Origin of the sequence: Streptomyces sp. NBC_01210, from assembly GCF_036010325.1 — a bacterium.
GTDB lineage: Bacteria > Actinomycetota > Actinomycetes > Streptomycetales > Streptomycetaceae > Streptomyces.
Genome location: NZ_CP108549.1, coordinates 8341347 through 8360018, shown reverse-complemented (window position 1 = coordinate 8360018; position 18672 = coordinate 8341347). Strand labels below are relative to the sequence as shown.

Genomic DNA, 18672 nt, shown 5'->3' with positions numbered 1-18672 from the left:
GCTCAGCCTGGCCACTGTCACATGATCTGTTGGCCAGGAGGCCCTATGTCCCCGCACGCGCAGCAGCAGCGCACCGTTCGCCGTTCCTTCGCCATGGGGCTGCCGATCGCTCTGCTCGCGGCGATCGCCGTGGCGGGCACCGCCACGGGCGTGCCGGGTCATGACGGCAGGGAGCAGCGGGCTCCGCGCGTGGTGGCGACAGCGACTCTCGGGGACATCCCGCTGGGGCGGTTCAGCAACGCACTGCTGCCCGGCACGGTCGCCGACGACCGCGGCGTCGACCTCGGCGGGATCGGCAGCGACCTCTACCCGGCAGGTCGCAAGGGCGAGTTCTGGACGGTGACCGACCGCGGGCCCAACGGCCAGATCAAGGTGGATGGCAAGAAGCGCCGCACCTTCCCCGTCTCCGGGTTCGATCCGGCGATCGTGAAGGTGCGGGTGTCCGGAGACCAGGTGCGGGTGATCACGGCGATCCCCATCACCACGCCGTCCGGCAAGCCGGTCACCGGGCTGTCGAACCAGGCCGCGCGCGACGAGGCCCCGTACACGTACGACGCGAAGACCCCGCTCTCGTACGACCCCAACGGCCTCGACACCGAGGGCATCGTGCGTGCCGCGGACGGCAGCTTCTGGCTCGCCGACGAGTACGGCCCGTCCCTGGTGCATGTCTCCGCCCGCGGCAGGGTTCTGGCGCGGTACGTGCCCGAGGGGCTGAAGCTGACGGGCGCCGGCTATCCGGTCGTGGAGGCTCTGCCCGGCATTCTGCTCCAGCGCAAGACCAACCGGGGCTTCGAGGGACTGACCCAACTCCCGAGCGGTGACCTGGTGCTGGCGGTGCAGAGCCCGCTGTCCGTGCCGGACGCGCATGCGGGCGAAGCGTCGCGCAACGCGCGGCTGCTGCGATTCTCGCCGAGGAAGCGCGCGGTGACGGCGGAGTACGCCTACCGCTTCGACGCGGTGGACGTGGTCGACCCGAGCGAGGACGACACCTCGGAGCTCAAGATCTCCTCGGTGGTGGCGATCGGCCGCGACAGCCTCCTTGTGCAGGAGCGCACCGACAAGACGTCCCGGCTGCACCGGGTCACCCTGCCACGCGGCGGCGGCATCCTGGGCGGTGCGTGGGACGACACGGCGACCTCCCCGTCGTACGAGCAGCTCGAGGATCCCTCGGCGGCGGGCGTGCCCGTACTCCGCAAGAGCCTGGTCGTCGACTTCGGCAAGGTCGCGGGCGTGCCCGGCAAGGTCGAGGGCATCGCGCTGGTGGGCCGCAACACGCTCGCGCTCATCAACGACAACGATTTCGGGATGACCGACGGGCCCGAGGCCTTCGACGCGCAGGGGCGTCTGGTGGACAGTGGCATCGAGACGACGGTGACATACGTCCGGCTGCCGCGGCCGCTGCGCGGCTGATCACCTGCCGGCATCGACCATCAACTGTCGCTGATACCAGCGGCAGTTGATGCGGCCATTCTCCGTCAACTTGGGCCACGACCCGTACCTCGTGAGGTTGTCTTCCACAGCAGCACGGCGATGGCTCCCGCGGCAGCCGTCGCCGCTTCCCTTCCGGCGGGCGCTCGGACCTGGTGCAGTGGCCGGCCCGCGACCACGGGCTGTCCCGGCTCGACGCGTACCAGCTGATCACACAGGCGGGCGAGGCTCCGCCCGCCCATGTCCGCGACACCAACTACCCCTGTGTCACGGAGATCCGCAAAGAGTGGCTGCCGGCGGGAGATCCTCATGGCGGCCTCCACCGTCGTCTGCGGGAGGTCGCCGCCTTACTGCCCCGCCACTGAAACCCCCCACCAGGAGAGTCCCGTGAACCGTAGAGGACTGCTCCGGGGCGCCGCCGCCGCGGCCGCCACCGGTGTACTGCTGCCCGCCGCCCGCGCACATGCCGCAGTCAGGGCCGACACCGACTATCCGCCGGCCCGCTGGGCTCCGGCCTCGACCGCCAACTGCACAGCGTCCGACCGCCCTTCGGAGTATCCCGTCGAGTATGTGGTCATCCATGTCACCCAGTTGGGTTTCACCGACACCCTCAGGGTCTTCCAGAACCCGGCGAAGCGGGTCTCCGCGCACTATGTGGTCCGCTCCGCGGACGGCTGTGTCGCGCAGTGTGTAGGGGAGAGCGACGTCGCCTGGCACGCCGGCAACTGGGACTACAACACCCGCAGCGTCGGCATTGAGCACGAGGGCTGGGTGGACCGGCCGAAGTACTTCACGCGGGCGATGTACGAGCAGTCGGCGGCGCTCACCGCCTCGGTCTGCGATCGCCACGGGATCCCCAAGGACCGGGCGCACATCATCGGCCACTGCGAGGTGCCGGGCGCCACGCACACCGACCCCGGTCCGCTGTGGGACTGGGGACGCTACATCCAGCTGGTCAACTGCGTCTGATGCGGGGACGCTTGTCGGTCCTCGCGGATGGGGTCACGATGGGCGCGGGAGGCCGAGTTGAGCGACGCATGGGTGGCCCTGGAGTCCGGCGCGGATCCGACGGAGCGGCTCGCCGCGCTCAGCCGGGCGTACGACACGTATCTGACGGCGGGCCGGGTCGAGCGGCCGGTGCGTTCCGTGGTGGCCGAGTCCTGGCGGCGTTCGGCCCGCGCACATGTCAGCCCGGAGGGTACCGCCGGAGTCGAGCTGGACGCCGACGATCTGGGGGCGTACCGCGAGAGCCATCCGCTGGCGCGGGTGATGCCGCTGGTCCGGGAGCTGATGGGCGCGTACGCGAGGGACGGCGAACATCTGGTCGCGGTCTGCGACGCGCAGGGCCGGCTGCTGTGGGTCGAAGGGCCTTCGGCCACCCGCCGGATGGCGGGCCGGATGAACTTCGTGCCGGGCGCCCGCTGGGCCGAGGCGGTCGCCGGGACGAACGCCCCGGGCACGTCGATCACGGTGGACCGGCCCGTCCAGGTCTTCGCCGCCGAGCACTTCCGACGGCCGGTGCAGGCCTGGACGTGTGCCGCGGCCCCCATCCACGACCCGGCCACCGGGCGGGTGCTGGGCGCGGTGGACATCACCGGCGGCGACCGGCTGGCGCATCCGCACAGTCTGGCGTTCGTCGGGGCCGTGGCGCGGGCCGCCGAGTCGCAGCTTGCGCTGCTTGCCCCGCCGCCCGCGGCCGACCATATGCGGCTTTCGGCACTGGGACGGGACGAGGCACTGCTGGTGGCGGGCGGGCGCAAGGTGCGGCTGAGCCGCCGGCACAGCGAGATCCTGGTGGTGCTGGCCCGGCGTCCGGAAGGTATCGGCGGCGACGAGCTGCTGGTGGAGCTGTACGAGGACGAGTCGGTCACCCCGGTCACGCTGCGGGCCGAGCTCTCCCGGCTGCGCGGCCTGCTGGGTCCTGAGCTGCTGCGCTCGCGCCCGTACCGGCTGGCCGTGCCGGTCGACGCGGACTTCGGCACTGTGGCGCGCCGACTGGCCTCGGGGGCGGTGACCGGGGCGCTGAGCGCCTACGCGGGTCCCCTCCTGCCCGCCTCGCAGGCTCCCGCTGTGGCACGGCTGCGGCGCCGTCTGGAGGACCAGCTGCGGGCGGCACTGATCGCCCGCGGCGATCCGGGACTGCTGGCGGACTGGGCGTACAGCCCGTGGGGTGAGGACGACCTCCCGGTATGGCGGGCGCTTGCCTCCGTACTGCCGGTACGGCAGCGTCCGTCAGCGCTCGCGCGCGTACAAGAACTCGACGGCCGACAGGGCTCCTGACCGCTGCAGCACGGCACAACCCGGCCGACATTCGAACACACGGACAGTGACCGTTCTGTCCCCCTTTTCACCACCGGATGAGGGCTTCGACATTTCACCACCGGATGACGGCTCCCGCACTGCGATCACGGGCCGATCTCCTTAGTGTCATGTGGTGGAGCGGTGTCATGTGGTGGAGCGCCACAGGGCATGACCCGGCCGGGCCCCTGACCGGCGCCCGCCCATCCGAACCGGAGGGAGCCCCCCATGCCGGAGCTGTTCATCGGCGGTAAGTGGACCACCGCGGTCGACGGGCAGGTCCGCGACATCCGCTGCCCCGCGGACGGCACCCTCGTCGCGACCGTCGACGAGGCGGGGCGGAAAGACGCCGCGGCGGCGATCGCCGCGGCCCGTGACGCCTTCGACCGCGGACCGTGGCCCGGCACTCCGGCCGCGGAGCGCGGCCGGCTGCTGCTGCGCGTCGCCGATCTCCTGCAACGCGACAAGGACGCACTCGCCCGCGCCGAATCCCTGGACACCGGGAAGCGGCTCGTGGAGAGCGAGTACGACATGGACGACATCACGAACTGCTTCCGCTACTTCGGCAATCTGACGGCCGCGGGCGGCACCGACCGGATTGTCGAGACCGGCAACCCCGAAGCGGACAGCAGAGTGGTGCACGAACCGGTCGGCGTGTGCGCACTGATCACTCCATGGAACTACCCGCTGCTGCAGACCTCCTGGAAGGTCGCCCCTGCGCTCGGCGCGGGCAACACCTTCGTGCTCAAGCCCAGCGAGCTGACCCCGCACACCGCCATCATCCTGATGCGGTTGCTGGCCGAGGCCGGGCTGCCGGACGGGGTCGCCAACCTGGTGCTGGGCGCGGGGCCCGCCGTGGGCGCGCCACTCAGTGAGGATCCGCGGGTCGACCTGGTGTCGTTCACCGGCGGTCTTGTCACCGGCCGCCGCATCATGGCGGCCGCCGCCCCCACCGTGAAGAAGATCGCGCTGGAACTGGGCGGCAAGAACCCGAACATCGTCTTCGCCGACGCCGACTTCGACGCGGCGGTCGACTACGCCCTGATGGCGGTGTTCCTGCACTCCGGCCAGGTCTGCTCGGCCGGGGCGCGACTGCTGGTCGAGGACGAGCTGCACGACAGGTTCGTCGACACGGTGGTGGCCAAGGCCCAGGAGATCCGGCTCGGTGGCCCGTTCGACGAGAACGCCCGCGCCGGGCCGCTGATCTCTGCCGAGCACCGCAAGAAGGTCGAGGCGTATGTCGCGGCAGGACTGGCCGAGGGCGCGGTGCTGCGCTGCGGCGGAGCGCGGCCCAAGGATCCCGCGCTGCGGGACGGCTTCTACTATCTGCCGACCGTGCTGGACGAGTGCGCACCGGGCATGTCCGTGGTGCGCGACGAGTCGTTCGGCCCGGTACTCACCGTCGAACGGTTCCGCGACGAGGAGGAGGCGGTCTCGCTCGCCAACGACACGGTCTACGGGCTGGCAGGAGCGGTCTGGTCGCAGGACGTCGACCGGTCGCACCGGGTGGCCTCGCGGTTGCGCGCCGGAACCGTATGGATCAACGACTTCCATCCGTACGTGCCCCAGGCGGAGTGGGGCGGTATGAAGCAGTCCGGTTTCGGCCGCGAACTGGGGCCGACGGGACTGGCCGAATACCGGGAGGCGAAGCACGTCTGGCGCAACCTCGCGCCGCGTCCGCAGAGGTGGTTCGAATGAGTACGGAGACCGGCGGTGGGCCTGACCCTGTCGGTCCGGCCGCCGCCGCCAGGACGCAGAGCCAGCACGATGACGACGCACTCGGCGAGCTCGGCTACCGCCCGGAGCTGAAGCGCACCCTCGGCAACTTCCACACCTTCGCCGCCGGGATCAGCTACATCTCCATCCTGACCGGCACCTTCCAGCTGTTCTACTTCGGTGTCGCCTTCGGCGGCCCCGCGTACTGGTGGTCCTGGCCGATGGTCTTCGTCGGCCAACTGATGGTGGCCCTCTGCTTCTGCGAGCTCGCCGCCCGGTACCCGGTGGCCGGGTCCGTCTACAACTGGGCCAAGAGCATGGGCGGTCCGCACATCGGCTGGCTCGGTGGCTGGATGATGATGACGGCCACCATGGTGACCCTCTCCGCGGTGGTCCTCGCCTACCAGATCACACTGCCGCGCATCGACGACTGGTTCCAGTTCGTGGGTGACGGCAGCGGCAAGACCGACGCGGCCGCCAACGCCGTTCTCCTCGGCACGGTGCTCATCCTCTTCTCCACCCTGGTGAACGCCTTCGGCGTCAAACTCATGGCGACCATCAACTCGGCGGGCGTGTTCATCGAGCTGATCGCCGCCGTCGCCCTGGTCATCCTTCTCGCGGCACACATCACCCGTGGCCCCAGCACCGTCCTGACCCAGACCTACGGACTCGGCAGCGGCCAGCCCCTCGGTTACTTCGGCGCGTTCCTGACCGCCTCGCTGGCCTCCGCGTATGTGATGTACGGCTTCGACACGTCGTCGTCGCTCGGCGAGGAGTCGCACGATCCGAGCCGCAACGCGCCCCGCGCCATCCTGCGGGCCCTCATCGCGTCCTTCATCATCGGCGGACTGATCCTGCTCTTCGCCCTGATGGCCGTGCCGAACCTGTTCGCGAAGCAGCTCTCCACGGAAGGTCTGCAGTACGTCGTGCTGGTGACGCTCGGCTCCACGATCGGCGAGATCGTGCTGTGGTGCGTGGTCGTCGCGATCACGGTCTGCACACTTGCCGTGCAGGCCGCGGGCATCCGGCTGATGTTCGCGATGGCCCGGGACAACAACCTGCCGGCGGGTTCGCTGCTCGCGCGGGTCAGCCCACGCTTCAAGACACCGGTGGTACCCGCCGTGGTGATCGGTGTGGTGGGTGTTTTCATCCTGGTCATCAACATCAACCAGCCACAGATCTTCTCGGTGATCACCAGCATCGCCATCATCATGATCTACGTGGCCTATCTGCTGGTCACCACACCGATGCTGGTCCGGCGTCTGCGCGGCAAGTGGCAGCCCGTCGAAGGCAAGTTCTCACTCGGCAAGCTCGGGCTGCCCGTCAACATCCTCGCGGTGCTGTGGGGCGCGGCCATGTCGCTCAACCTCGCCTGGCCGCGCGCCGAGGTCTACAACGCGACCGGACCGCAGCACTGGTATCTGCGCTGGGGCGCGTTCCTCTTCGTCGGCGTGGTCGCCCTCGGCGGCTTCGCCTACTACTGGTTCGTCCAGCGGCACCGTACGGGCGTGCTCGCCGAGCACCGCGCCGTGCTCGCGGACGAACCGCCGACCGCCGCCAACTCCTGACTCCCCCGATCCTGGAGATTCCCTCGGTCCTTCTGTCCCACCGATCCTGGAGATGCGATGCCTGCAGACAGCCCCCTCCACGAGTTCGACTATGTGGTGGTCGGCGGCGGCACGGCCGGCGCCGTCATCGCCGCGCGACTGACCGAGGACCCGGACGTCAGCGTCTGTGTACTGGAGGCCGGTCCGTCGGACGTCGGCGACGACAGCATCCTCCGGCTCGACCGGTGGATGGCTCTGCTGGACTCCTGTTACGACTGGGACTACCCGGTGGAGCCGCAGGAGAACGGCAACAGCTTTCTGCGGCACGCCCGCGCCAAGGTGCTCGGTGGCTGCTCCTCGCACAACTCCTGCATCGCCTTCTGGGCGCCGGCCGAGGACCTCGACGAGTGGGGTTCGATGGGCTGTACGGGCTGGAGCGCCAAGGACTGCTTCCCGCTCTACCAGCGTCTGGAGACCAACGACGCGCCCGGGGAGCACCACGGCCGCTCGGGCCCGGTCATCATCCGTACCGTCCCGCCGAACGACCCGTGCGGAACGGCACTGCTGGCCGCCTGCGCGGCTGCGGACATCCCCACGACCCCGTTCAACACCGGCGTCACGGTGATGCGCGGCGCACACTGGTTCCAGATCAACTGCCGTCCCGACGGCATCCGTTCGTCCGCGTCGGTGTCGTATTTGCACCCCATCCTCGGCAAGCGGCCGAACCTGGAGGTGCGTACCGATGTGCAGGCCAAGCGGCTGGTGTTCAACGGAGATCGGCGCTGCACCGGCGTGGAGTATCTGGAGCCCGACACGATTCACAGCGGCGCGGTCACGGCGCGCCGCGAAGTGGTCGTCTCCTGCGGGGCCATCGACTCGCCGAAGCTGCTGATGCTCTCGGGTGTCGGACCGGCGGACCATCTGCGGGACTGCGGAGTTGACGTGCGGGTGGACTCGCCCGGCGTCGGCTCGCGTCTGCAGGACCATCCGGAGGGCGTGATCATGTGGGAGGCAAAGCAGCCCATGGTCACCTCCTCCACGCAGTGGTGGGAGATCGGCATCCTCGCGGACACCGAACCAGGCCTGGACCGGCCGGACCTGATGTTCCACTACGGCTCGGTGCCGTTCGACCTGAACACCTACCGGCGCGGATACCCGACGTCCGACAACGCCTTCTGTCTCACCCCGAACGTCACCCGGGCCCGGTCCATGGGTACGGTGCGGCTGCGCACCCGCGACTTCCGGGACAAGCCGAAGGTCGACCCGCGGTACTTCACGCACGAGCACGACATCCGGGTCATGACGTACGGTCTGCGGCTCGCCCGTCAGATCGTCTCGAAGGCGCCGATGGCGGAGTGGGCGGGCACCGAGCTCGCTCCGGGCCCTGCGCTGCAGTCCGACGAGGAGCTGTTCAGCTATATCCGCGAGACGCACAACACCGTCTACCACCCGGCGGGCACTGTGCGGATGGGCGCGGCGGACGACGCCGACTCGCCGCTCGATCCGCAACTGAGGGTCAAGGGCGTCAGCGGGCTGCGGGTGGCCGACGCGTCCGTGATGCCGTTCCTGCCTACGGTCAATCCGTGCATCACCACGATGATGATCGGCGAGAAGTGTGCCGACATGATCAAGGCGACCTGACACCAGGCTGACCCGTCGGTCCGAGCCCTCCGTCCGAGCCCTCCGTCCGAACCCTGGGTCTGATCCTCGGTCCGATCCTTCGATCCGATCCTTCCCTCCGATCCGCAACCTGCTTGCAACGTCATGGCTCCTAGCCTCACGGCGAGCGCCGTCCAAAGGCGGGCGGCACCCTCACCGGGAGGCCATGGAGATGACCCGATACGCAGCGCCGGGCAGCGACGGCGCGATCGTCTCGTACCAGTCCCGCTACGACCACTGGATCGGCGGCGAGTACGTCCCACCGGCCGGCGGCCAGTACTTCGAGAACCCGAGCCCGGTCAACGGCCGTCCCTTCACCGAGGTCGCCCGCGGCACCGCCGAGGACGTCGAACGCGCCCTCGACGCGGCGCACTCCGCCGCGCCCGCCTGGGGCCGCACCTCCGCCGAGGCACGCGCGGGGATCCTCAACAAGATCGCCGACCGGATGGAGGCGAACCTCGAGCAGCTCGCGGTCGCCGAGAGCTGGGAGAACGGCAAACCGGTACGGGAGACCCTGGCCGCGGACATCCCGCTCGCCATCGACCACTTCCGCTACTTCGCGGGGGCTCTGCGCGCCCAGGAGGGCTCGCTGAGCGAGGTCGACGACGACACCGTCGCGTACCACTTCCATGAGCCGCTCGGCGTCGTGGGACAGATCATTCCGTGGAACTTCCCGATCCTGATGGCGACCTGGAAGCTGGCGCCCGCGCTGGCGGCGGGCAACGCGGTGGTGCTGAAGCCGGCCGAGCAGACCCCGGCGTCCATCCACTTCTGGCTCAGCCTGGTCGCCGATCTGCTGCCGCCGGGCGTCGTCAATATCGTCAACGGCTTCGGCGTGGAAGCCGGCAAGCCGCTCGCCTCCAGCCCGCGCGTCGCGAAGATCGCTTTCACCGGCGAGACCACGACGGGGCGGCTGATCATGCAGTACGCCTCCGAGAACATCAAACCGGTCACGCTGGAACTCGGCGGCAAGTCGCCGAACATCTTCTTCGACGACGTATGGGCGGCAGACGACGACTTCCGCGACAAGGCGCTCGAGGGCTTCACCATGTTCGCCCTCAACCAGGGCGAGGTGTGCACGTGTCCGTCGCGTGCGCTGATCCAGCGCGGGCACTACAGCGAATTCCTGGAGGCGGGCATCGCCCGCACCGAGAAGATCGTGCCCGGCCACCCGCTGGACACCGACACGATGATCGGCGCCCAGGCCTCCAACGACCAGCTCCAGAAGATTCTTTCGTATCTGGACATCGGTCAGCAGGAAGGCGCGAAGGTCCTGACGGGAGGTCAGCGCATCGAGTACGACGGCGAGTTGGCGGGCGGTTACTACGTGCAGCCGACGATCTTCGAGGGTGACAACCGTATGCGCGTCTTCCAGGAGGAGATCTTTGGCCCGGTCGTCGCGGTCACGTCCTTCTCGGACTTCGACGACGCGATCAAAACGGCGAACGACACGCTGTACGGGCTCGGCGCGGGCGTGTGGACCCGGGACATCAACACCGCCTACCGGGCGGGGCGCGCCATCCAGGCGGGCCGGGTCTGGACGAACTGCTACCACGCCTATCCGGCGCACGCGGCGTTCGGCGGCTACAAGCAGTCGGGGATCGGCCGCGAGAACCACAGGATGATGCTGGACCACTACCAGCAGACGAAGAATCTCCTGGTGAGCTATTCACCGAAGAAGCTCGGCTTCTTCTAGGGCCAAGAAGAGGGCGCCTGAACTGGGCTGCTGCCCGTCAGGCGCCCTCTGCGCCATCCGATTACAAAGCAGCCCGGATTGCGTCGACTATCCCAACTCATCCCACCGGTCTCCCACTCCTGACCAGCAGTTACGGACCAGATCCGGCAGCCCTGGGGAACTTGGCGTAGTGCCGGAAGAGAACTTCAATGCTCTGCCCGGCTCGGCGCGCGCTTTCGGCCGGGGTCCACGTCAAAGTGCAGCCAGAAGGAGATCCCGGCGTGCCGAAGGTCGTAAGGCCTCGTGGCAGCCGGCCGTTCGGCGCCACGCCGAACCGGTCGATGTGTGATCTCAGCGTGCTCACGAAGGAGGGCGGGATCGGCACGGGCCGCGTGGCCTTGGCTGCGCGTCGTTTTGGGGAGCGCACTTCATAGACCTCACCGTCGTCGGTCCACTCCTTGCCGGAGGCTACGACCCCGCCCCGTCAGGTTGAGCATGCCTCACCGGTCTCCGGGAGGTGCCCCCAGTCGCTGTAGGACGTTCAGTATGCGGCTATGCCTTCCCGCGGCGGTACCACGATCAGAGGGCAGGTCGCCTGATGGAGGAGCACGTGGCTCACCGAACCGAGCAGCATGCCGCGAAAGCCGCCGAGCCCGCGGGACCCGACCACCAGGCATCGCGCGTTTGCGGCCGTGTGGGCCAAGGCCCGCGCCGGGTGGCCATACCTCACCCGATAGTCAACCTCAACCTCCGGGTACTTCTCCCGCCAGCCCGCCGTCGCTTCCGACAGCTCAAGTCTGGAGCGATTCTCGACATCGGCCCGCTCGCCGCCTACCGCCCGCTCGCGATGCACGTAGCGCACCATGACCGCCCGCAGTCGAGCCCCGGACACCGCGGCCTCTTCGAAGGCGAACGCCATGGCATCGCGGGAATTGGCGGACCCGTCGACCCCCACGACGACCACGGGCGGCTCGCCGACGGCGTGCTCGGGTTCACGGGCCACCACTACCGGGCACCCGGCATGGGCGGTGAGGGTGACCCCAAGGGGGGAGACGGTGAACAGCTGCTCCGCCACGTTCAGCCGCTTCGCACCCACCACCAACAGAGCGGCATCCGCACCCTGTTCCACCAGCACCCGGGCTCGCGGACCGTCAGCGGAACGCGCCTCGACCTCCAAGCCCGGATGGCGTGCGTGGACGAACTCCACAGCCTCACGCACCACCGCCTCTCCGCCGGACCGGAAATGGGCGCTCCAGGTGCGCTCCGGGTGGGGAACGTGAGGGGCGGGGTCTGCTCCCGGCGGCCATTCCAGCGCGTGTACCAGCCGCAGCGGCAGTTGCCGCAGCACGGCTTCGTCCGAGGCCCAGGCAAGGCCGGTTCTGCTTGCGTCGGATTGGCTGACTCCGGCGACTACGGGCATACGCCCGTGGACATGGGGGGCGGGGGTCCTAGGCATCTTGGCTCTCTCCTTCACTGTGACAGCGTCGGCATACCGGCCCCATCAGCCTCGCCGCACCGCCCGCCACACGCGAGGGCCATCAGGTGCCCGCCGGGGGACCACTGGTCCCGGCTTGAGGCGCACCCCAGATGTCGCGGCCGTGCCCAGCCCCCGGGACGTGACTTGGTGGGACCGCCATTCCCCCACCAGCCGACAGATCGAACGACAGCCGGACACCCCGGGAGCGGGCCCGGCGAACCGACGGGCCGCCATATCGTCGGGTCTTTCCCCGGCCTGAGCGAGCCAAAGGTGAGCATGCGGACGTGTCGCAGGAAGAGTTCACGTGTCGCTCGTGACGCATCTCCGCCTCGGCCTTCACCTACCTGCCCGTGTTCGAAGCCGGACTGCAGGACGACATCAGTGCCCAGGTGGCTCAGGCGCAGGGCGACATGCTGCTGCCGTGGCGGCAGAAGTTCCACACGGTGGACGTGGTCGGGAAGCCGGTCCCGGGTGCTGCTACGCGGCGGCCGCAACCGTCCTGGACGGGTCCGTCCAGGACAGGTTCGGTTTGGGCCGCGGCCGGCCAGTCGTGGGTCACCACGGCGACGGGCGACGCGGCGTGTTCGATGACAGCATGGGCGACATGGCCGATGTGCGAGCCCCAGCGGACCGCGCCGGATGCGACCGGCCGACCACCACCAGATGATCGGCGCCCTCGGTGTAGCAGGGCGCGTGGTCCCATGCGCGCGGTGTCAGGGGTGCGGTACGACCGCGACCGCACTGGGCGCGTGGTGGAGAACAGCATGGGTAACTGAGCCAAGACGGCGCAGGCCCGTGTCGTGGGTGCGGCGTCCGACGACCACGAGGCTCGCGCGGCTGCTGTTGGACAGCAGAACCTCCGAGGCTGCGCCGATCTCGACATGCTCGATGACATCCACATCGGGGTACTTCTGGCGCCAGGGCCCCAGGGCGTCGGCCAGGATCTCCTTGTGCAGCGGCTCCAAGCCACCCGCCTGGTCGGCCAGCCACATCGATCCCGGACTCCAGGACAGGACCGAAGGGATGCTCCAGGCGCGTACAGCTCGAAGCGTCGCTCCGCGTTCGGCGGCAGCCGCGAAGGCGAACTCGAGGACTGGTCCGCCGGCTTCCTCTGCTTCCTGGACGCCGACGACGACCTCGTCGAAGCGCTGTTGCACTGTGGTCTGCCTCGGCCCGCGCACCATGACGACCGGCCCGGTCGCCTGGCGCAGCACCTGCAGGGACACAGAACCGACCAGATAGCCGGTCAGCGTGCCGTAGCCGCGAGAGCCCAGCACCAGCATCTCGGCCCGCGCGGCTTCGGCGACGAGCGTCGGTACGGGGTCATCGACCAGGAGCTCGGTAGTGACGTTCAGGTCCGGGTACACCTTGGCCACGCGGGCTTCCGCCTCGTTCAGCACGTTGCGCACCCACCGCTCCTCCATTGCACGGTCCCCGATGTACACCGTGTCGGTGCCGCGCCACACCCAGGCGTGCACCAGGCGCAGGTCCATCCCCCGGCGCGCCGCCTCGTGCGCCGCCCAGTCCGCGGCGGCGAGGGCGTGGTCTGTTCCGTCCAGTCCAACGGTGATGGTGCCAGGCATGGTCGCCTCCCGGTGGTGCCGCCGCGGTCAGTATTCGCAACGGACTTGCTGACTTCGTGAGGTAGACGATTACAGAGGAGGGACCGGCGGTGCCTGGGCCGATCGTCCCTGGCCCGGGTCCTCTCGGCCCTGTTCCACGCTGTGCCGACCACCGCCGAGCCGGGAACGATCCCTGCACCGCTCGGGCCCCTACGCAGTCGGGGCTACGACCGGCGTCTCCCCTCGTCGGGCGATCGTCGGCCGCACGTGGGGGGAGCGCCACCAGCTCGCGGGCGATGGCCTGCGCCCGTGAGCGGATCCGCTCACGGTCACGGAAATCCCCGCCTCGCCCGGTCGGCCGCTTCTCCCGAGTCGCGGTCGCATGCAAGTGATCGCGCAAGTCCGCCCAAACCGGCCGTGACTGGCCCCCGCGCCGCGCCGCCCCATAGAGATTTCGTGACGCGTCTCAGGCGTCCTGCCCGGAGCTGACAGCCGGGACCGCAACAGCCGAGCCGGATCGCCCCAACAGGTCTGCCGCCACAGTGCCGTTCGGCCGTGCGGCAGGGCCGTTCGGCCGTGCGGCAGGGCCGTTCGGCCGCAGCGTACTCATCGGCCCCAGCGAGAGATTGAGCACGCGCACCGCTCATCGCGCTCACTCGTGAAAGGTACTGACAGGCATGGTCGTTCACCTCCCTCCGCGTCGGCACACCGGTATCCGTATTCCGTCGTGGCATCGAGCCGGGACGACCCGAACCGGCGACGGCGCGCAGCCCGGTCCGTGAGCGGCGCCCTTGCCCGCGCTGCCGCCGCCCGCGTTCTGATCGGTTTCCTCTTCCTCTGGGCGTTCTTCGACAAGGCCTTCAGATGGGCGCATTCTGCGGCTCCATCTCTTCCACGTGCTGCAGACGCTCTTGCCGCACACCGCGGACCTTGATGTGGGTGTCCCGGCTTGAGGGCTCGCGCGCCCTGTGGCAGGCCTGGTGCGGCGCCAGCGCTGCATGACGATCCGTCAACTCCAACCAACCACACCGCGCGCCATGACGGTCCGCCTTCCGTCGACCGGAGAGCAGGGCCTCCACCCGATTCCGCCTTCGGTGGCGAGCCTGCCCCTCGGAAGGGGCCTTTCGCACCGCAGAGGGGGCCTGGCGGCCTGCCCCATTTACTCGGCGCGGGTGAAGCTGCTGCCAGGAACACAACAGACCAAGCAGGAGGTACTACTCATGACTCGTGCCGTGCTTGTCGGGATCGACGGCTCTCCCGAGAGCCTGGCTGCCGCGCGCTGGGCAGCCACAGAGTCCGTGCTCCGCAGCGTTCCGCTCCATCTCGTGCACGCCTGGGACTGGTCTCCCGCCGCCTCGGCTTCCGTCCCGACCAGTGAGACTCAGCGTCATTGGGCCGGTCGCATCCTGCGTACTGCCGTGGAACAGCTCCGTAGCAGCCACCCTGAGCTTCGGCCGACCCACGAGCAGATATCGGACTCGCCCGTCGCCGCGCTCCTGGCAGCGGCCGAGAACGCCGAGGTACTCGTCCTCGGCTCCCGCGGCCTGAGCGGAATGGCCGGATTCGTGACCGGCTCCGTAGCACGCAGAGTGGTCGCCCATGCTCCGCGGCCGGTCGTACTCGTACGATCCGAGAGGCATACCGGGGCACACTCATCTCCCGACGTACTCCGGCCGACCGGCGCTCCCCACAGCTCCGACATTGTGGCCGGCATCGACCTCACCCATTCCTGCGACGAGGTGATCGAATTCGCTTTCGAAGCGGCCCTCGTGCGCGGCGTGGGCCTGCACGTCGTACACGGCTACACCTTGCCGTCGTCGTACGCGATCGCCGCCGGTGGGGGCACGCTCATCGACGATTCCGGGCTGCTCAGGGAACGTGAGTACGCGCTGAGCACGGTCCTGGAGCCGTGGCGCGAAAAGAGCCCTGACGTTGCCGTCCGTGCCAGCAGCGTTTCGGGGCAGGCCATCGCCCACCTGGTCGAAGCGGCTGCCCATGCGCCGATGCTGGTCATCGGCCGACGCGAGCGAACATCGCCCCTCGGAATGCATCTGGGGTCTGTGGCTCACGGCGTGATTCATCACGCAGCCTGCCCGGTGGCCGTCGTGCCCCACGCCTGAGACCAAGCCCCGGTCCAGGTGACCGCCCGTCGGGTGGGGCTCCCGTGGCGAGATACGCGGGGGCCCATCCGGCCCTGGCGCGGCCCCATGGCGACGGACTAAGGATGGAATCACAGGGCAAGGTGCTCGTGACAGTGTGGAGGACAAGTAATGACCGAGGACCTGGAAACTTCACCGCGGAAGCCGATTCGCGTATTCCTGCTCGACGACCACGAGGTCGTGCGGCGCGGGGTGAGCGACCTGCTCGACGCGGAGCCCGATATCGAAGTCGTCGGTGAGGCGGGGACAACAGAACAGGCTCTTGCCAGAGGGCCGGCGCTGCGTCCTGACGTCGCCGTGCTGGATGTGCGGCTGCCGGACGGCGACGGGATCACGGTCTGCCGAGAACTGCGGTCGAGGATCCCGGACCTGGCATGTCTGATGCTGACCTCTTTCGACGACGACGACGCACTCCTCGACGCGATCATGGCGGGGGCCGCAGGCTATGTGCTGAAGGAGATCAAAGGGTCTGCGCTAGTTGCCGCGGTCCGCACCGTCTCCTCCGGCCAGTCGATGCTCGACCCAGCGACCACGACCCGTCTGATGAGTAGCCTCCGCGGCGACTCTCCGCAGAACACCGAAGCAGGCGCACTGTCCGGGCTCTCCGCCCGCGAACGGGAGATCCTCGATCTCATCGGAGAGGGACTGACCAACTCCCAGATCGGCAAACGGCTTTATCTGGCGGAGAAGACGGTCAAGAACAACGTCTCCCGCCTGCTCGCCAAGCTGGGCGTCGAGCGGCGCATCCAGGCTGCGGTCATGGTCACGCAGGCCGCTCCGCAGGCCCCCGTTCGGCGGGACCGCTGAAGCGGAGGAGGGCACTCGTCAATCCGGGAGAGAGAGCCTTCACCCAGGGACGCCCGGTACCTGCCACGTCAGGCGCGTGCCGCCGTGCGGGGAGGTGTCGACGGTCCATCGGGCGCCGAGCCCGGCCTGCGACGGGCGGAGACTGAGCGCTCACGGGGTACCGTGCACTACTTCGCGCCGCGCTGTCCGGGGCGGGGTCACTCGTCGGTCGAAAGGGGAACGCTCCAGTCCACGACACTGCCAGTGGGCTGATTGGGCGCAAGGACCAGAGCTCCTCCGAGTTCCTCGGCGCGGGTGTGGAGGTTGGCCAGGCCGCTGCGGTGGGCGCCCGCGGGGGCAGTACCCCGGCCGTTGTCGGTCACCCGCAGCGTAAGGTGCGCCGAGGTTACCTGGGCGGTGATCTCCACCTCGGTGGCGTCGGCGTGCCGGGCGGCGTTTGCGAGAGCTTCGCGGAGCACTGCAAGAAGGTGGTCTGCCATGGCTTGCGGGACCAGGGTGTCCAGCAGCCCGGTCATGCGCAGCGCAGGTGCGAATCCCAACGCCTCAGATGCCCGGTTCGATTCGGCCACCAGGCGGGAGCGCAGCCCGGTGTCCTCGGGGCGACCGCGCTGTTGCAATCCGTAAATGGTGGAGCGGATGACCTTGATGGTGTCGTCGAGGTCATCCACGACTCGTGCAATGCGCTCGGCGACCTGCGGTCGGTCGGCGACCTGGGCGAGGGTGGACTGCAGGCTCAGACCGCTGGCGAACAGGCGCTGAATGGCCAGGTCGTGCAGATCACGGGCGATGCGGTCACGGTCGGTCAGAATGAGGAGGCGTTCGGCGTCGTGCCGATGTCCGGCGATCTCCAGGGCAAGAGCGGCATGGTTGGCGAATCCGGCGATCATGGCCACGGCCGCGTCGGAGAACGCGGGACGGCCGCAGTGGCGGGCGACTTGCAGGACACCGCGCACATGTTCGGGCGTACCGAGGGGGACCAGGAAGACCGGTCCCAGGGTCGTGGAAGCGGTGTCCCGTTCGGCGCGGGGGTCGGCGTTCCAGTCCTGGGTGGTGATCGTCTCGCCTGAGCTGTAGACCTTCCCGGCCAAGGTGGTGTGCGACAACACCAGTCCAAGGGCACGATTCGCGTCCGTTCCGGCGGCGGCCTCGATCACCAGATTGCCGGTGCGAGGAACGGGCACGGCGAGGGTGACCACGTCGGCGTCGGCCATCTCGAGGACGGTGGCGGTGAAGTTCCTCAGTACCTCGGCAGGTTCAATGCCGGACAGCAGGGCACGGGTCAGTTCGCCGCTGGCCATCAGCCAGCGTTCCCGACGCTGGACGGCGTCGTACAGCCGAGCATTGTCGATTGCCACCCCGGCTGCCACGGCCAGCGTGACCAGCACCGCTTCGTCATCGGCGCCGAACTCGGCCCCGCCCCGTTTCTCGGTCAGGTACAAGTTGCCGAACACCTTCTCACGCACCCGGACGGGCGCACCGAGGAAGGTCCGCATCGGTGGATGGCCGGCCGGGAAGCCGGAGGCATCGGGCTGCTCGCCCAGGTCGACCAGCCGCAGCGAGTGCGGTTCACGGATCAGGAGCCCCAGGATGCCCCGGCCCTGCGGATAGGGCCCGATCTGCTCGATGGTCTCGTCGCCCATGCCGACCGTGATGAACTGGCTGAGCCCATTCTCCTCACCAATCACGCCCAGGGCCCCGTACCGAGCATCAACCAGGTCGGCTGCGGACTGCACTATCTGCTGCAGTACAACACCAAGGTCCAAGTCGCTGCCGACGGCCAGAACCGCCTCCAGCAGCGGATCTACGCGATCCCGGGGCGAACGCGCAAGGACTGCCTGCGACTGCGGGTCGTTCAGCAGCTCGTCCAGCCGCAGCTGCGATGCCGCCGCCCCGGTATCCCCCTCGGCATACGTGTCCTCGCCCACTTCGTCTCCCTAAGGCCGCCGGCACATTGCCTTTGGCTCCTCCAGCCTGCCCCGGACGGATCGGTCTGCACGCATCCACGCGTACCAAGACGAATCCATGCCGTCGAAGAACCCGCGTTCACGAAACCGCCCAGCATGCTGCGGGGCACGAACCCATCAGCCCTGCGACGCTCGATGACGCCCACCACGATCTGGATGATGCTGCCGGGGATGTCGGGCGAAGAGGCCATCGGGTCGCTCTGACAGGGCCGGTGGGCCCCTTGGAGAGGCCGTTCGGCCCTCGCCCCTGAACCCGAATACGGCACAGGCTGAGATGGCGGGCACCACGCCCATGAGCCCTCACCCACTGAAGTGATGGCGCATGGCTACTGCCGAGGATCAACACCATAGGGCAGGAGTTCGTGTCCATGATCGTCACG

General features: G+C 69.0%; 13 protein-coding genes and 1 pseudogene. 11 read left to right on the top strand and 3 right to left on the bottom strand.

What is annotated here, in order from left to right:
- Window positions 1–45 precede the first annotated feature (45 nt).
- The 8 genes from OG735_RS37560 to exaC all read left to right on the top strand — a co-directional run bounded on the left by OG735_RS37560 (window position 46) and on the right by exaC (window position 10344).
- Window positions 46–1410: an esterase-like activity of phytase family protein gene (locus OG735_RS37560; RefSeq protein ID WP_327327615.1), complete on the top strand. Its 1365-nt coding sequence runs from the start codon at window positions 46–48 to the stop codon at window positions 1408–1410.
- A gap of 173 nt (window positions 1411–1583) precedes the next feature.
- Window positions 1584–1793 carry a hypothetical protein gene (locus OG735_RS37555; protein ID WP_327327614.1) on the top strand — a complete coding sequence of 70 codons (210 nt, stop codon included), beginning with the start codon at window positions 1584–1586 and terminating at the stop codon, window positions 1791–1793.
- A gap of 22 nt (window positions 1794–1815) precedes the next feature.
- Window positions 1816–2397 (top strand): N-acetylmuramoyl-L-alanine amidase, encoded by a 582-nt coding sequence (locus tag OG735_RS37550; protein ID WP_327327613.1) that lies wholly within the window; start codon window positions 1816–1818, stop codon window positions 2395–2397.
- Window positions 2398–2454: 57 nt separating this feature from the next.
- Complete coding sequence (locus OG735_RS37545) at window positions 2455–3708, top strand: GAF domain-containing protein (protein ID WP_327327612.1); 1254 nt, start codon at window positions 2455–2457, stop codon at window positions 3706–3708.
- A 246-nt stretch (window positions 3709–3954) separates the two neighbouring features.
- On the top strand, window positions 3955–5424 hold the full coding sequence (locus tag OG735_RS37540; protein ID WP_327327611.1) for an aldehyde dehydrogenase family protein: 1470 nt from the start codon (window positions 3955–3957) through the stop codon (window positions 5422–5424).
- Window positions 5421–7010 carry an APC family permease gene (locus OG735_RS37535; protein WP_327327610.1) on the top strand — a complete coding sequence of 530 codons (1590 nt, stop codon included), beginning with the start codon at window positions 5421–5423 and terminating at the stop codon, window positions 7008–7010. Before OG735_RS37540 ends, OG735_RS37535 begins: the two co-directional genes overlap by 4 nt.
- 57 nt (window positions 7011–7067) lie before the next feature.
- Entirely contained in the window at window positions 7068–8630 is a 1563-nt protein-coding gene (locus tag OG735_RS37530) for a GMC family oxidoreductase (RefSeq protein WP_327327609.1), read from the top strand.
- 190 nt (window positions 8631–8820) lie between these two features.
- Entirely contained in the window at window positions 8821–10344 is a 1524-nt protein-coding gene (gene exaC / locus OG735_RS37525) for an acetaldehyde dehydrogenase ExaC (protein WP_327327608.1), read from the top strand.
- A 520-nt stretch (window positions 10345–10864) separates the two neighbouring features.
- On the opposite strand, the gene OG735_RS37515 is transcribed toward exaC, so the two are convergent.
- Both OG735_RS37515 and OG735_RS37510 read right to left on the bottom strand, forming a co-directional pair.
- On the bottom strand, window positions 10865–11743 hold the full coding sequence (locus OG735_RS37515; RefSeq protein WP_327327607.1) for a universal stress protein: 879 nt from the start codon (window positions 11741–11743) through the stop codon (window positions 10865–10867).
- Between the two features lie 770 nt (window positions 11744–12513).
- Window positions 12514–13383: a universal stress protein gene (locus OG735_RS37510; protein ID WP_327327606.1), complete on the bottom strand. Its 870-nt coding sequence runs from the start codon at window positions 13381–13383 to the stop codon at window positions 12514–12516.
- A gap of 977 nt (window positions 13384–14360) precedes the next feature.
- On the opposite strand from OG735_RS37510, the pseudogene OG735_RS37505 reads away from it, so the two are divergent.
- The 3 genes and pseudogenes from OG735_RS37505 to OG735_RS37495 form a co-directional block, all read left to right on the top strand.
- Window positions 14361–14978, top strand: a pseudogene (locus tag OG735_RS37505) (universal stress protein); the annotation flags it as partial.
- An 87-nt stretch (window positions 14979–15065) separates the two neighbouring features.
- Window positions 15066–15482 carry a universal stress protein gene (locus OG735_RS37500; RefSeq protein ID WP_327328583.1) on the top strand — a complete coding sequence of 139 codons (417 nt, stop codon included), beginning with the start codon at window positions 15066–15068 and terminating at the stop codon, window positions 15480–15482.
- A gap of 150 nt (window positions 15483–15632) precedes the next feature.
- Window positions 15633–16328 carry a response regulator transcription factor gene (locus tag OG735_RS37495; protein ID WP_327327605.1) on the top strand — a complete coding sequence of 232 codons (696 nt, stop codon included), beginning with the start codon at window positions 15633–15635 and terminating at the stop codon, window positions 16326–16328.
- Window positions 16329–16525: 197 nt separating this feature from the next.
- Here OG735_RS37495 and OG735_RS37490 read toward each other — a convergent pair whose 3' ends face one another.
- Complete coding sequence (locus OG735_RS37490) at window positions 16526–18253, bottom strand: sensor histidine kinase (protein WP_327327604.1); 1728 nt, start codon at window positions 18251–18253, stop codon at window positions 16526–16528.
- Between the last annotated feature and the right edge of the window lie 419 nt (window positions 18254–18672).